This is a genomic window from Duganella aquatilis (assembly GCF_009674565.1).
GTDB lineage: Bacteria > Pseudomonadota > Gammaproteobacteria > Burkholderiales > Burkholderiaceae_D > Rugamonas > Rugamonas aquatilis.
The window spans coordinates 1-13,625 of the sequence record NZ_WKJL01000026.1; the positions used below are offsets into that span (position 1 = coordinate 1).

The following is a 13,625-nucleotide window of genomic DNA, read 5'->3' on the forward strand; positions in this document are numbered from 1 at the left end:
GCCTGCAGTGCCAGCGCGTCGGCGGGCTGCAGCTGGCCGGACAGCCAGGCGGCTTCCGCCCGCACCAGTTGCAGGCGCACCGCGGCGGCGCCGGCGTCGTCAGGGGAGAGGGCGGCGGCCGGCAGCAGCGCTTCGGCTTCGTCCGCCAGTTGCAGCGCGCGGCCGGTGTCGCGCTGGCGCAGATGCCAGGCCAGCGGCAGCAGCAAGGGCAGGCGCGCAGCACCGCGCCGGGAGGGCAGGGCGGCCTCCCATTCGGCTAACGCGTCGTCCAGCGCAAACATGTCCATCACATTCCCCAGGAGACTTGCTCTTAGGCATTATAGACACAAATGCCTTGCTTTTAATACAGTGTTTGTGACGATTCGTGCAAGAGCTGTCCGTACAGGGTGTGGCGCATCCTGGCGATCTTGCCTTCTTCGACGGCAGCCAGTATCGCGCATTGCGGCTCGATCAGGTGGCGGCAGTTGTAGAACTTGCAGTGGCCGAGGTAAGGCTCGAATTCTACAAAGGCGCGCTCCAGCATGCCCTCGGTCAGATGGTAGAGGCCGAACTCCTGGAAACCCGGCGAATCGATGATCGACGATTCCGGTCCCAGGTCCGGCAGCGTGTACAGCCGGGTGAAGGTGGTGGTGTGCTTGCCGGTGTCGAGCGCGGCGGAGATTTCGCGCACGGCGATGTCGGCGTCCGGCACCAGCAGGTTGATCAGCGACGACTTGCCCATGCCGGACTGGCCGATCAGGATCGACGACTGGCCCGCCAGCAGCGGCCGCAGCGTGGCGACCGCGTGTTCCGGCTCGGCGGTGGCCGACACCTCGTGCACCGGATAGCCCAGGCTGGCGTACAGTTGCACCCGTTCGCGCGCGCGCGGCAGGGCGGCGGCGACGTCGGTCTTGTTGAGGATCAGGTGGGCCTTGATGCCGGCCGCTTCGGCCGCCACCAGCGAGCGCGACACCAGGTCGTCGGTGAAGCCCGGCTCGGTGGCGACCACGATGAACAGCTGCGTCAGGTTGGCCGCCAGCAGCTTGGACTTGTACTGGTCCGAGCGGTACAGCAGGGTCTTGCGTTCCTCGATCTTGTCGATCACGCCCTGGTCGGGCGAGGTCATGGTGATGCGCACGAAGTCGCCCACCGCCACATTGGTCTTCTTGCCGCGCGTGACGCATTGCAGCTTGACGCCGTCCGCTTCGGCCAGGTAGTGGCGGCCGTGGGCGGCGATGATGACGGCGCTGCGCTGTTCCGCTGCGCCGCTCATGCCGGCACCGCCGCTTGCTGGTACAGCGCGTCCGCCCTGGCGGCGCAGATGAAATCGTTGTCGGTCAGGCCGTGGGCGGAGTGGGTGTCGTAGTGCACGACGCAGGTGTTGTAAGTGACGGTCATTTCGGGGTGGTGGTCTTCATTGTGGCTTACGTATGCCAGGGCGTTGACGAAGGCCATGGTGCGATGATAATTCCTGAACGTGAAACTGCGGACCAGGCGGCCGTTGTCGATCGCCCAGTCCGGCAACAGCGCCAGCAGGCGCGCGGCCTCGCCGGCCTCCAGCGCGTCCTTGCGCGGACGGCAGCGGGCGGCCAGCAGGTCGGCGCGGGTGGCGATCATGAGGCCGCCAGCGTCAGTTGGCGGATGCGCACGCTGGCCGGCGGATGCGAGTCGTAGAAGGCCGAGTGCAGCGGGTCGGGCGTCAGGGTCGAGGCATTGTCCTCATACATCTTGACCAGCGCCGACACCAGGTCGCGGGCGTCGGTGTGCTGGGCGGCGAAGGCGTCCGCCTCGAATTCATGCTTGCGCGAGCCCAGCGAGGTCAGCGGAGCGAACAGGAAGGTGAACACCGGCAGCACCAGCATGAACAGCAGCAGCGCCATGGCGTCGTTGCCCTGGCCCGGCAGCAGTACCGGGTTGACGCCCAGGCCGTCGTAGAACCATGGCTGGGTCTTCAGGTAGCCGAGCAGGGCCAGGAAGCCCAGCGAGATGGCGAACATCATGCCGATGCGCTTGATGATGTGCTTGAGCTTGAAATGGCCCAGCTCGTGCGCCAGCACCGCCTCGATTTCCTGCGGCTGCAGGCGCGCCAGCAGCGTGTCGAAGAAGACGATGCGCTTGTTGGCGCCGAAGCCGGAGAAGTAGGCGTTGCCGTGGGCGCTGCGCTTGGAGCCGTCCATCACGAACAGGCCCTTGGAGGCGAAGCCGACGCGCTGCATCAGGCCTTCGATGCGGGATTTCAGCGACTGGTCTTCCAGCGGCGTGAACTTGTTGAACATCGGTGCGATCACGGTCGGGTACAGCACCATCATCAGCAGCTGGAAGCCGCTCCACACCACCCAGGTGTACAGCCACCACAGGTTGCCGGCCTGGTTCATCAGGGTCAGCACCAGCCACGCCAGCGGCAGGCCGATGGCCGCGCCCAGCAGCGCGCCTTTGATCATGTCGCCGAAGAACAGGCCCTTGGTCATCTTGTTAAAACCGAAACGTTGCTCCAGGCTGAATTGCTTGTAGTAGTCGAACGGCAGGTCGATGGCGCCGGAAATGGCGGCGAAGGCTGCCAGCAGCGCCAGCTGATAGGTCATGCCGGGGCCGGTGAGCTGGAAAATCTGCAGCGACAGCCATTGCAGGCCGCCCAGCAGCGTGAAGCCGACCAGCACGGCCGTGTTCACCAGCAGCGTCAGCAGGCCGTACTGGGTGCGCGCGATGGTGTAGTCGGCGGCTTTCTGGTGCGCGGCCAGCGGTATCTTTTCGGCAAATTCCGCCGGCACGGCGCTGCGGTGCGCCAGCACATGACGGAGTTGACGCGACGCCAGCCAAAAGCGGACCAGCAGCGTCAAAATGATGAAAGATACGAACAAAATCGAAAACGCGAGTGAATACATTCTATGCCTGTGAGAAAATGGCGGATTCGGATTAATTTAGCCAAGAGAAGAGAATTATGTCACAAGCTACTGATTTGCCAGAAGGTTCCGCAGTTCCCGCCGCGCCGCGCCAGAACGAATTCAACCTGGTGTGGGTCGATATGGAAATGACCGGCCTGGAGCCGGACACCGACCGCATCATCGAAGTGGCGATCGTGGTCACCGACATGCACCTGAACGTGCTGGCCGAAGGCCCGGTGTTCGCCATCCACCAGTCGGACGAAACGCTGGACAAGATGGACAACTGGAACAAGGGCACGCACGGCCGCTCGGGCCTGATCGACCGCGTCAAGGCGTCGACCGTGACCGAGGCGCAGGCCGAGGAAGAACTGATCAAGTTCATGAAGCTGTGGGTACCGAAGGGCAAGGCGCCGATGTGCGGCAACACCATCGGCCAGGACCGCCGCTTCATGGTGCGCTACATGCCGAAGCTGGAAGCCTATTTCCACTACCGGAATATCGATGTGTCGACGCTGAAAGAGCTGGGCAAGCGCTGGAAGCCGGAAATGGTCAGCGGCTTCAAAAAGGCCCAGATGCACACCGCGCTGGCCGACATTGTCGAGTCGATCGAGGAGCTGAAGTACTACCGCGAGCACTTCATCAAGCTGTAATGCCTCCCGCGCCGGCCCAGCCGGCGTTTTTTTTGGCCGTGCTGTGGCGCACGGTGCGCGCCGCGCAGGCGGGCTAGAGTGGCGGGCATGACACGTCCGACTCTCCTGCTGGCGGTAAGCGTACCGCTGTTGCTGCTGGCGCTGGCCGCCTGTTCGCCGCTGACGGCGCTGAACGCGCTGACGCCGGCCGGCGGCGCCGAACGCACGGCGGACCTGGCCTATGGCGACGGTCCGCGCCGCAAGCTCGACGTCTATCGTCCGCGCGACGCCCACGGGCAGGCGCCGGTGGTGGTGTTCTTCTACGGCGGCAACTGGGTGGCCGGCGAGCGCGCCGACTATGCCTTTGTCGGCCGGGCGCTGGCGTCGCGCGGCATCGTCGCCGTGATTGCCGATTACCGGCTGTATCCCGAAGTGCGCTATCCCGATTTCCTGAATGACGCGGCGCAGGCGGTGGCCTGGGCCCGGCGTGAGGCGCGCCGCTACGGCGGCGATCCGGCCCGGCTGTACGTGATGGGCCACAGCGCCGGCGCCTACAACGCCGCCATGATCGCGCTCGACGGCCGCTGGCTGGCGGCGCAGGGGCTGTCGCCGGCCGACCTGCGCGGCTGGATCGGCCTGGCCGGTCCGTATGACTTCCTGCCGATCGAAAATCCGACCACCAGGCCGGTGTTCCACTTCCCGGACACGCCGCCCGCCTCGCAGCCGATCAACCACGTCAGCGCGGCGGCGCCGGCGGCCTTGCTGATCGCCGCGCGCAAGGACGATCTGGTCGACCCGGCGCGCAACACCGGCGGGCTGGCCGCCGCGCTGCGCGCGCAACAGGTGCCGGTGCAGGAACTCTATTACGACAAGGTGCGCCACACCACGCTGGTGGCCACGTTGGCCGGACCGCTGCACTGGCTGGCGCCGGTGCTGGACCAGGTCGAGCTGTTCGTCGCCGATCCGCAACCATAATGGCCGGGGGACGCCTTTGGACGCTATCTTCACTACCGAGTACCTGGGCTGGGATATCGTCATCCATTGCATCTGCAGCGAGCAACGCTATACCGCCACCGCGCACGCCTCGCTCACCGTGCAAAGCGAAAGCGGCGAGCTGTGGATCGATGCGCGCACGCAGGTGGTCACGCTGGCCAACCGCCATTTTTCCTCCAGCCATGGATGCATCGATGCGCTGCTGGCCGACGTCAAGGAACTGATCGACGCGCTAAAGAAGTGACGCGGGCAGGATCGCCGGATCGCCTTGCAACGCCAGCGGCACCGCGCGCGCCCAGCGGTTGGACGACAGCGAGAAGGTCAGCGCGCGCACCTGGTGATACCAGCCGGCCGGCACATACAGCATGTCGCCCGGCTGGACGATGACCTCGATCATGGCGGCCTGGCGCGCCAGCGGGAATCGCTGGTAATCCGGCGCCTCCGGATCGAAGGGCGAGCCGAACAGGATGGCGTTGGCTTCCTTCGGATACAGGAATTCATCATGGTGGGCCGGCGACAGGAAAATCCGCTTGCTGCCCCAGATCTGGGCGAACACATTGTCGTCGTAGTCGCAATGCAGCGGCGTCACCGTGCCGGCCGGGCCGATCCAGAAGCGCGGCGGCCCCATCTTGTCGAAATAGGTGGGCCAGTGGCACATGCTGTTCAACTCGCGCAGTTCCAGGTTGCCAAGGTAGGGCGGCAGGCCCTCGGTGCGGTCGGCCAGTTCCAAGTAGTCGCGCATCGACATGTCCTGCATCGCGCGGTCCGGCGCGAAGGCGGTGTTGATGTAATCGCCGACGCGGGCGCGCACCGGCATGTGGCCGTGGCGTTCGCGCAGGATGTCCGGCGATTCCTTCGCCAGTGGCCAGCGGCCGACGATGCCTTCGATCAGGAACGGCAGGCCTTCGGCGGCGCGGGCGCGGAAGTCTGCGGGCGTCAGCCTGGCGACGCGTGGCACTTCGGTAATCGCCGGCAGCCGGCGCGAGGCCTGGCGGATAGCGTCGCGCATGGCCTGCACCGAGCTGACGCCGCGCACCTGCGCATCGCGCTGCTCGCGCGCCAGCCTGTTGGCGGCGGCCTGCTCCGGCGTTTCCTCCGCCAGCACGCGCGGCGGCAGGGTTTTTTGCTTTCTTAACATGGTCACAAACTTCTAGCAGTAATAGTCTTCAAGGTGGGGCGCATCGCTGGGCTTGCCATCTTCCACCCATTGTAGCTTGGCGCGCAGGAAGGCGAGGGCGGCGTCGATGTTTTGCTTCTTGTCGTCCAGCCGGGCGATCTGCTTGCGCAGCGCGGCGGCGGTGCGCGCGGCGGAACTGGCGCCGCTGCGGTATTCCTTGTTCAGCGCGGCAATCTCCGCCAGCGAGTAGCCGAGCGATTGCTGCAGGCGGATCATGCGCGCGGTGGTCAGGTCGGTGTCGTTGAACATCTGGTACGGCCGCGAGCCGCCCTTGGCGCTGCGCGTGGGCTTGAGCAGGCCTTTGTCGATGTAGAAGCGGACGGTGTCGACCGACAGGCCGGCGGCGCGGGCAAATTCGGATATCAGCATGGGAAACTCTTGACTATGGACTTAACTCCGCAGTTATAACATGGACTTTCAAGGAGAAGTCTATGAATGAGATCGATTGGGGCGTGCAGGGCCTGGGATGCATGGGCATGAGCGAGTTTTACGGCGACACCGATACGGCCGAAGCGCGCGCCACGCTGGAACTGGCGCTGGCCGGCGGCGTGCGCATGTTCGATACGGCCGATATGTACGGCCTGGGCGCCAACGAGACGTTTCTGGCGCCGTTTGTGCGCGCGCACCGCGAGCAGGTGGTGATCGCCACCAAGTTCGGCTACACGCGCACGGCTGGCAATCCGGATGACTGGAGCCTGGACAACCGGCCTGCGTACATTCGTGAGGCGGTGGAGCGCTCGCTTCGGCGACTGGATGTGGAGGTCATCGATCTGTATTACATGCACCGCCGCCAGCCGGATGTGCCGATCGAAGACGCGGTTGGGGCGATGGCGGATCTGGTCAAGGCCGGCAAGGTGAAGTCGCTGGGCTTGTGCGAGGTGAGCGCCGGGGAGTTGCGCGCGGCGCAGGCGGTGCATCCGATCGGCGCCTTGCAGTCGGAGTGGTCGGTGTTCAGCCGGCGGATTGAAGACGGCGTGCTGGATGCGGCGAGGGAGGGCGGCACTGTCATCGTGCCTTTTGCGCCGCTGGGCCGAGGGCTGTTGACCGGCAAGGCCTTTGCCGGCGAGTTGGGAGCGGACGACGCGCGCAATCACTTTCCGCGCTTCCAGCCGGAGAATCGCGCCGCCAATGTGCGGCTGGCCGGGCAGGTGGAACGTCTTGCCGCCGCGCGCGGTATCACTGCGGCGCAGATGGCGCTGGCGTGGCTCTATACACGGGCTGCCGCGTTGCAGGTGCGCGTGGTGCCGATTCCCGGCACGCGCCGCCGCAGCCGGCTTGCTGAGAACCTGGCGGCGGCAGCCATCCGGCTGACCGATGCCGAGATGACGGCCATGAACGCGCTGGCCGCCAGTGTGCAGGGTGGCGCCATGTGACCGGCGTCATTCGCAGACGAAGGCGATCACGCCGCTGGCCTGTTGCGCGTGCAGCGATTCGGTCAGACGGCATTGCATGGCGTCGGCCGGGATCGGCTTGGCCAGCAGGATGCGCGATTGCGTGTAGACGCAGGCCATCCAGTACGGCGCCGAGTCGGGCGGCAGGCGCCAGGTGGTGACCTGGCTCTGGTCGAACTTTTCGATGTGGTCGGGAACCAGGTTGCCGCCGTCGCTGGGATGCTGCGTGTACACCGCGATGGTCGCCAGCGACGCCGGCGGCAGATCGCTGTCGGCCACCAGTTGCCAGGTCTGGTCGACAGTGCGGGAAGTCTGTTCGATATCGATCACCCGCGGGCAATCAAAGATCACCGCCGCCGCGCCGGCGATCGGCAGGTACAGGCTGGCGGCCAGCAGGCATAGGTATCGCACGGCAGCTCCTTTTGGACGGCGGAGCTTCTGTTATATTGCCGAATCTGTTTCAATGCATTGACACAAATCCATAATCTGCCTCGCCACCTTGATGAAAAAAACCACCGCGGTATTGTACGGATGCGCATTCGGCGTGCTCACCGCCCTTGGTTCGACGGTCATCGAGGCCGGGCTCGATTATTTGAAGCTTTTTGTTGCCTCTGAGCCGCCGCCCAGCGGCGGCGAGTTGGCTGTTTATATCGTCGGCGCCATCTTCATCGGGCCGGCGCTGGAGACCTTGCTGTCCCAGATGGCGGTGGTGGAGGCGGTTATTTTTCGGTTCGGCCAGAAAAAGTGGCTGGCGATTGGGGCCAGCACGCTCGTCTTCGCGCTGATGCATTTGCCATCCGTGGCGCATGTGGCCAGGATGCTGTTTGTAGGAACGGCGTTCGGGTTGATTTATTACCAGTTCAGGCGCTACGCCAAATCGGTGGCGTTCACCGCGACGCTCACCACGCACACAGTCCATAACATACTGATTTCCGCCGCCTTGCTCATGTAAGGTATCAGGCGAACGCCTGCCACACCAGCCAGGCGTTGGCGGCGGAGATCACGGCAAACAGGAACCACGACAGTACCGTGGTCCACCAGGCGTTGACGAAGTTGCCCATGATGCGGCGCTGCGACGTCAAGCTCACCAGCGGATACATGGCGAACGGCAGCTGCATGCTTAGCACCACCTGGCTCAGCACCAGCAGCTTGCCCACCGAATGCTCGCCCAGCACGATCACGCCGATCATCGCCGGTATCAGCGCCAGCCCGCGCGTGATGGCGCGCCGCTGCCAGCACGGGATCCTCATCTTCAGGAAGCCTTCCATGATCACCTGGCCGGCGATGGTGCCGGTGAAGGTCGAACTCTGGCCGGACGCCAGCAGTGCCAGGCCGAACAGAATCGCTGCCATCGCCGTGCCGGCCACCGGCTCCAGCAGGCGGTAAGCGTCGTCGATATCCAGCACGCGGTCGTTGCCGGGCTGGTAGAAGGCGGCGGCCGCCAGCACCAGAATCGCGCCGTTGATCAACAAAGCCAGCAGCAGCGACACCACGGTATCGATGCGCGACAGGCCGATGGCCTGCTGCTTGGCGCTGTCGTTCTTGCCGACCACGCGCGTCTGCACCACGGACGAATGCAGGTAGAGGTTGTGCGGCATCACCGTGGCGCCGAGGATGCCGATGGCCAGGTACAGCGGCTCGCGCGACGACAGCGCACTGAGCGACGGCACCATGCCGGCCATGACCGCATGCCAGTCCGGCTTGACGAACACCAGCTCGGCGAACAGGCAGATCGCCACCGTCAGGATCAGCCCCAGCACGATGGCCTCGACCTGGCGAAAGCCTTTGCCCTTCAGGCCGAGAATGATCAGCGTATCGAGCGCGGTCAGCGCCACGCCGACCGGCAGCGACACGCCCAGCAGCAGCTTGAACGCCAGCGCGCAGCCCAGCACTTCGGCCAGGTCGCAGGCGATGATGGAAATCTCGGCGAAGCCCCACAAGGTCTTGCCGACCGCCGGCGAATACTGCTCGCGGCAATGCACCGCCAGATCCTTGCCGGTGACAATCCCCAGTCGCATGCTCAGGCACTGCAGCACAATCGCCGCCAGGCTGGACAGCACCACCACGAACAGCAGCTGATAGCCAAACTGCGAGCCGCCCTGGATCGCCGTGGCCCAGTTGCCCGGGTCCATATAGCCGACCGAGACCAGCAGGCCCGGTCCGGCGAAGCGGATGATTTTTTTCCAGAACGGATCGCCCTCGGGCACCGCGACGGTGCCGGCTACTTCGGAAGGACAGAACGGCGCGGTGGCCGTGGTGGGCAGCTTGAAGGGGAGGGAAAACATAGGCATCCTGAACAATGATGCCTAAATTTTACTTTAGAAACAGGGCGCCGGTTATTCGCCCTGTTCGGCGCCGTGGCACTTCTTGTACTTCTTGCCGCTGCCGCAAGGGCAGTCGTCGTTGCGGCCGACCTTCGGTTCGTCGCGCTTGACGGTTTCCACCGCGGCCTTGCGGCGCGGCAGCCAGAACTTGTAGATGTTCGGCAGATTGGCTTCCAGTTCCTGCGCCAGCTTGTGCGCCTTGACCGGATCTTCCACCAGCGGCAGTTCCTCTTCCTCGATCTCGTCGGCGCCCAGCAGGTAGACAGGACGCATCAGGTCGGCCACTTCCGAATCCCAGATCGGATCCCACGAGCCAGGGCGCAGCTCCATGCCTTCCCAGAAGCCCCAGCACCAGGCTTCGGCGTCGATCAGGGTCTGGCCCAGATGCTCGTGCTCGACGAACAGCGGTTCGAATTCCTTCGGCGCCACTTCAAACGTCACCAGCACTTCGTTCATGAAGCGCATGATCAGTTCGATGATGCGTTGTTCTTCCTTTTCGTGCTTGAACTGCGGCACGTCAGTTTCTTCCTTGCCCCATACCTTTTTCAGCCATTCGGCCGGCATGATGGTTTCCGGGCCGATGGCGATGGCGGTCAGGTAGCCGTGCAGCATGTCCATGGTCATGGCATCTTCAGGGCTGCGTTCGGACAGCAGGAAGCTGTCCAGTTCGTCGAATTCTTTTTCGCTCAGTGGCTGGTCGAGTTGCATAACTTGCTCTTTTTATTTGGGGAAGCGGACAGTATACACGCCGCGCCCCGTACAATGGCGCTTATGACTCAAGAACCTGCCCCACATCCGTATTCCGCGCTGAGCCCGGACTGCGTGCTCGACGCCCTCGACAGCATCGGCCTGCGCGGCGACGGCCGCCTGCTGGCGCTGAACAGCTATGAAAACCGCGTCTACCAGGTCGGCATCGAGGACGACAAGCCGCTGGTGGTGAAATTTTACCGTCCGGAGCGCTGGAGCGATGCGGCCATCCTCGAAGAACATGCGTTCACCGAGGAGCTGGCGGCGGCCGAAATCCCGGTGGTGCCGGCGCTGGCGCTGCAGGGCGGCACGCTGCACCATTTCCAGGGCTTCCGCTTTGCCGTGTTCACGCGCCACGGCGGCCGCGCGCCCGAGCTGGGCGACCCGGCGGTGCTGGAGTGGACCGGGCGCTTCATCGCGCGCATCCACGCGGTGGGCGGCGTCAAGCCCTTCCTGCACCGGCCGCCGCTGGACATCGACACCTTCGGCACCGAGCCGTGCGACTTCCTGCAAACCAAGGGCTTCATCCCGCCGGACCTGAAGGACGCCTACGCCACCATCGCCCGCCAGGCGCTGGACGGCGTGCGCCGCTGCTACGACCGCGCCGGCGAGCTGCCGCAGCTGCGCCTGCACGGCGATTGCCACGGCGGCAACGTGCTGTGGACCGACGCCGGCCCGCACTTCGTCGACTTCGACGACGCCCGCATGGGCCCGGCCATCCAGGATTTGTGGATGATGCTGTCCGGCGAGCGGGCGGAGCAGGTGCGCCAGATGAGCGACATCCTGGCCGGCTACGAGGATTTCTGCGAATTCAACCCGCGCCAGATGCATCTGGTGGAAGCGTTGCGCACCTTGCGGCTGATCCATTACTCGGCCTGGCTGGCGCGGCGCTGGGACGATCCGGCCTTCCCGGCGGCGTTTCCGTGGTTCAACACCCAGCGCTACTGGCAGGACCGGGTGCTGGAGCTGCGCGAGCAGGTCGCCTTGATGGATGAGCCGCCGCTGCCGGTCTGAGCAACCGGAGAAATGGCGGGGTTTTCCGCCTCTGCTTACGGTTAGGTTTGCTTGGTGGCTACATGATAATGAGAGCTCGGAAAATCCTCTTAGCGAGACTCTCATGCAAGCACAACTGGCCAAACAAGACGACGTCACCCTGCTGCCGCTGCCGATGGCAACCCTGCATGAGGCCGAGGAAGCAGCGCCGGCGCAGCAGCCGCGCGCCGCGATGGAAATGAAGGCCATCCAGGAAGCCATCGCCCGGGTGGAAGCCGAAGCCAAGGCCGCCTGCGCCGCCGAGAACCGCGCCCACGCCGAAGCCCGCGCCCGCGCGCTGGCCGAAGACCGCGCCGCCATGGACGCCGCCGCCGCCGCCGTCGCGCAGCAGAACGCGCAGGCCTCGGAAGATGCGATCGCCGCCAACAAGGAACGCCTGGAATCGCTGCGCGCCGCCGCCCAGGCCAGCGTGGCTCGCCTGGACGCCGTCAAGCAGGAAACCGCCGAACTGCGCGCCCGCGCCGAGGCCGACAACCAGATCCGCAAGGCCGCCGAGGAGCGCGCCAGGGCCGAAGAGGAAAGCCGCAAGCGCGCCCACGAGCAGGTCGCGGTCGAATCGGCCGCCGCCGAGCAAGCCTCGCGCGCCGCCGAAGAATTGCAGATCCAGACCGAACAGGCCCGCCTGCAAGCGGCCGAACGCGTCGCCGCCGTGCAGGCCGCCAAGGAAGAGGTGGTCGGCATCGCCTCGGCCGACGCCCGCGTCGCCACCCTGGCGCGCGAACGCGAGCGCCACGCCGCCGGCGCCCGCCAGGCCGCGCAACAGCTGGCCGAAGCGGAAGCCGACGCGCTGGAATTGACCAAGCAGCGCGAACGCGCCGACAAGATCGCGCTGGAAGCCGCATTCAAACGTTCGGCCGCCGAAGTGCGTGCACTGGAAGAGGCGCGCGCGCTGGCCCACCTGGAACAGGAACGCGAGCAGATCGCCCAGGCCAAGGCCGAGTCCGAACACAGCGCCGCGCAATCGCTGCGCCTGCGCCTGCAAACCGAAAAAGAAATCCGCGACGCCGCCATTCACCGCGAGCGCATCGAAGCCGTGGCCGCCGCCAGCGCGCAGGCGCGCCGCGAGGCCGACGCCCGCATCATCACCGCTACCGAAGCGCGGATCGAAGTCGACAACCAGCTGCGCGCCGTCGCGCTGGCCCGCGTGCAGGCTGAAGAGGAAGCCGAAATGGTCACCCTGGCCAAGGTCGAAGCGGAATCCGAAGCGCTGGACCAGGCCAAACTGCGCCAGGCCGCCGACGAAGCCGCCGCCGACGCCGCCCGCGCCGACAGCCTGGAACAGCAGCGCGCCGCCGATCTGGCAAAGGAACGCGCGGCGCTGTCGCGCGCCGCCACCGAACTGGCGGCCAGCCAGAACGCCGCCGAGCAGGCCGAAATCGCCACCCTGGCGCAGCAGGTCGAAGCGCAGAACGCCGCCAGCGCGCTGGCCACGCAGCGCGCCGAACAGGCCGCCGCGCTGCTGAAGGCCGAGCAGGAGCGTGCCGCCACCGAACAGCAAGCCATCGTCGCATTGAAAGAAAAACTGGATGCGGAACAGCGCGCCACGCTGGCCGCGCAACAACGCGTCGCCGCCGAGCGTGCGCAGACCGAAGCGTTCCGCCAGCAACAGGAAGCCGAGCAGCGCCTGGCCGACGCCGCCAATCAGGAAGCCGAGGCAGCGCGCGTGATGGCGGCGCAGGTATCGGCCGAAGCCGAACAGAAAGCCATCGCCGCCCAGGCGCTGGCCGCGCAAGCCAGCCTGGCGGTGGAACTGGGTGCGGTGCACGCCGAGCGCGCCCGCGTCGAACAGGAAAAGGCTGCCAAGGCGGAAGAATTGCTGCAAGCGGAACGCGAGTTCGTCGACACCGAACGCAAATCGCTGGCGCTGATCGACCAGAAGCTGACGCAGCAGCGCATCGCCACCGCGTCGGAAGTGCGCGCATCGCAAGCGATTGCCGGCCGCCTGGAAGCCGAGAAAAATGTCGCCGCCAGCGCCCGTCTGCGCGCCGACGAAGCGCAAGCCGAAGCGGAAGCGATGCAGCAGCGCGAGCAAGCCGAGCAGGCCGCCGTGCAAGCGCTGGCCGAAAAAGCCGCCGCCCAGAAACAGCTGCTGGAAACCGCGCAGGCGCACGCCGCCATGCAACGCAAAGTGGCGGACACCACCGCCGCGATGACCGCCACCAAGCAGAAACTGCTGGAACTGGAAACCCGCCGCCTGGCCGCCGCCCAAAAAGTGCTGGCCGCAGTGCAAGCGAAAGTCAGCGCGGAAGAAGCGCTGGCAGAAAACACCACCGTTGTCGCCACCCTGGACGACGCCCGTGCCCGCAAGGAAGCGGCCCGCCAGGCCGAAGCCGGCCAAGCCGTCTGGCGCGCCCGCTAAATCAACTCCGGGGTCAGGTCCTTCATTTCTACACGACCTCAACCGTAGCAAGCGCTACGGTTGAGGTCGTGTAGAAATGAAGGACCTGACC

15 protein-coding genes and 1 pseudogene are annotated in these 13,625 nt (G+C 65.7%); 7 read left to right on the top strand and 9 right to left on the bottom strand.

Annotation, left to right across the window (positions count from 1 at the left end):
• The 4 genes and pseudogenes from GJ698_RS25045 to GJ698_RS25060 all read right to left on the bottom strand — a co-directional run.
• Positions 1 to 287, bottom strand: a pseudogene (locus GJ698_RS25045) (GGDEF domain-containing protein); the annotation flags it as partial.
• A gap of 53 nt (positions 288 to 340) precedes the next feature.
• Positions 341 to 1,252: a ribosome small subunit-dependent GTPase A gene (rsgA, locus tag GJ698_RS25050; RefSeq protein ID WP_154360595.1), complete on the bottom strand. Its 912-nt coding sequence runs from the start codon at positions 1,250 to 1,252 to the stop codon at positions 341 to 343.
• On the bottom strand, positions 1,249 to 1,596 hold the full coding sequence (locus GJ698_RS25055; protein ID WP_154360596.1) for a 4a-hydroxytetrahydrobiopterin dehydratase: 348 nt from the start codon (positions 1,594 to 1,596) through the stop codon (positions 1,249 to 1,251). The genes rsgA and GJ698_RS25055 overlap by 4 nt, the downstream gene beginning before the upstream one ends.
• Complete coding sequence (locus GJ698_RS25060; protein ID WP_154360597.1) at positions 1,593 to 2,861, bottom strand: M48 family metallopeptidase; 1,269 nt, start codon at positions 2,859 to 2,861, stop codon at positions 1,593 to 1,595. The genes GJ698_RS25055 and GJ698_RS25060 overlap by 4 nt, the downstream gene beginning before the upstream one ends.
• Positions 2,862 to 2,917: 56 nt before the next feature.
• Here GJ698_RS25060 and orn point away from each other — a divergent pair, with 56 nt between their 5' ends.
• The 3 genes from orn (at position 2,918) to GJ698_RS25075 (ending at position 4,727) form a co-directional block, all read left to right on the top strand.
• Positions 2,918 to 3,511: an oligoribonuclease gene (orn, locus tag GJ698_RS25065; protein ID WP_208023443.1), complete on the top strand. Its 594-nt coding sequence runs from the start codon at positions 2,918 to 2,920 to the stop codon at positions 3,509 to 3,511.
• Between the two features lie 87 nt (positions 3,512 to 3,598).
• Positions 3,599 to 4,465, top strand: coding sequence for an alpha/beta hydrolase (locus GJ698_RS25070; RefSeq protein WP_154360598.1), 867 nt, complete (start codon positions 3,599 to 3,601; stop codon positions 4,463 to 4,465).
• Positions 4,466 to 4,481: 16 nt separating this feature from the next.
• Positions 4,482 to 4,727, top strand: coding sequence for a hypothetical protein (locus tag GJ698_RS25075; RefSeq protein ID WP_154360599.1), 246 nt, complete (start codon positions 4,482 to 4,484; stop codon positions 4,725 to 4,727).
• Here GJ698_RS25075 and GJ698_RS25080 read toward each other — a convergent pair.
• Both GJ698_RS25080 and GJ698_RS25085 read right to left on the bottom strand, forming a co-directional pair.
• Complete coding sequence (locus GJ698_RS25080; RefSeq protein WP_154360600.1) at positions 4,716 to 5,621, bottom strand: cupin-like domain-containing protein; 906 nt, start codon at positions 5,619 to 5,621, stop codon at positions 4,716 to 4,718. The genes GJ698_RS25075 and GJ698_RS25080 overlap by 12 nt on opposite strands.
• 12 nt (positions 5,622 to 5,633) lie before the next feature.
• Positions 5,634 to 6,029, bottom strand: a complete 396-nt coding sequence (locus tag GJ698_RS25085) for a MerR family transcriptional regulator (RefSeq protein WP_154360601.1) — start codon at positions 6,027 to 6,029, stop codon at positions 5,634 to 5,636.
• Positions 6,030 to 6,091: 62 nt separating this feature from the next.
• Here GJ698_RS25085 and GJ698_RS25090 point away from each other — a divergent pair, with 62 nt between their 5' ends.
• Positions 6,092 to 7,033: an aldo/keto reductase gene (locus GJ698_RS25090; protein WP_154360602.1), complete on the top strand. Its 942-nt coding sequence runs from the start codon at positions 6,092 to 6,094 to the stop codon at positions 7,031 to 7,033.
• A gap of 6 nt (positions 7,034 to 7,039) precedes the next feature.
• Here GJ698_RS25090 and GJ698_RS25095 read toward each other — a convergent pair whose 3' ends face one another.
• Complete coding sequence (locus tag GJ698_RS25095) at positions 7,040 to 7,462, bottom strand: STY0301 family protein (protein ID WP_154360603.1); 423 nt, start codon at positions 7,460 to 7,462, stop codon at positions 7,040 to 7,042.
• Positions 7,463 to 7,553: 91 nt separating this feature from the next.
• Here GJ698_RS25095 and GJ698_RS25100 point away from each other — a divergent pair, with 91 nt between their 5' ends.
• Positions 7,554 to 8,003: a CPBP family glutamic-type intramembrane protease gene (locus GJ698_RS25100; protein WP_154360604.1), complete on the top strand. Its 450-nt coding sequence runs from the start codon at positions 7,554 to 7,556 to the stop codon at positions 8,001 to 8,003.
• Between the two features lie 4 nt (positions 8,004 to 8,007).
• On the opposite strand, the gene GJ698_RS25105 is transcribed toward GJ698_RS25100, so the two are convergent.
• Both GJ698_RS25105 and GJ698_RS25110 read right to left on the bottom strand, forming a co-directional pair.
• The gene (locus tag GJ698_RS25105) at positions 8,008 to 9,336 is read right to left on the bottom strand and encodes an Nramp family divalent metal transporter (protein WP_154360605.1); all 1,329 of its coding nucleotides are present in this window, start codon (positions 9,334 to 9,336) and stop codon (positions 8,008 to 8,010) included.
• A gap of 51 nt (positions 9,337 to 9,387) precedes the next feature.
• Positions 9,388 to 10,083, bottom strand: coding sequence for a UPF0149 family protein (locus GJ698_RS25110; RefSeq protein WP_154360606.1), 696 nt, complete (start codon positions 10,081 to 10,083; stop codon positions 9,388 to 9,390).
• A 54-nt stretch (positions 10,084 to 10,137) separates the two neighbouring features.
• Here GJ698_RS25110 and GJ698_RS25115 point away from each other — a divergent pair, with 54 nt between their 5' ends.
• Both GJ698_RS25115 and GJ698_RS25120 read left to right on the top strand, forming a co-directional pair.
• Positions 10,138 to 11,136 carry a serine/threonine protein kinase gene (locus GJ698_RS25115; protein ID WP_154360607.1) on the top strand — a complete coding sequence of 333 codons (999 nt, stop codon included), beginning with the start codon at positions 10,138 to 10,140 and terminating at the stop codon, positions 11,134 to 11,136.
• A 103-nt stretch (positions 11,137 to 11,239) separates the two neighbouring features.
• The gene (locus GJ698_RS25120) at positions 11,240 to 13,534 is read left to right on the top strand and encodes a coiled-coil domain-containing protein (protein WP_154360608.1); all 2,295 of its coding nucleotides are present in this window, start codon (positions 11,240 to 11,242) and stop codon (positions 13,532 to 13,534) included.
• Positions 13,535 to 13,625: the final 91 nt, after the last annotated feature.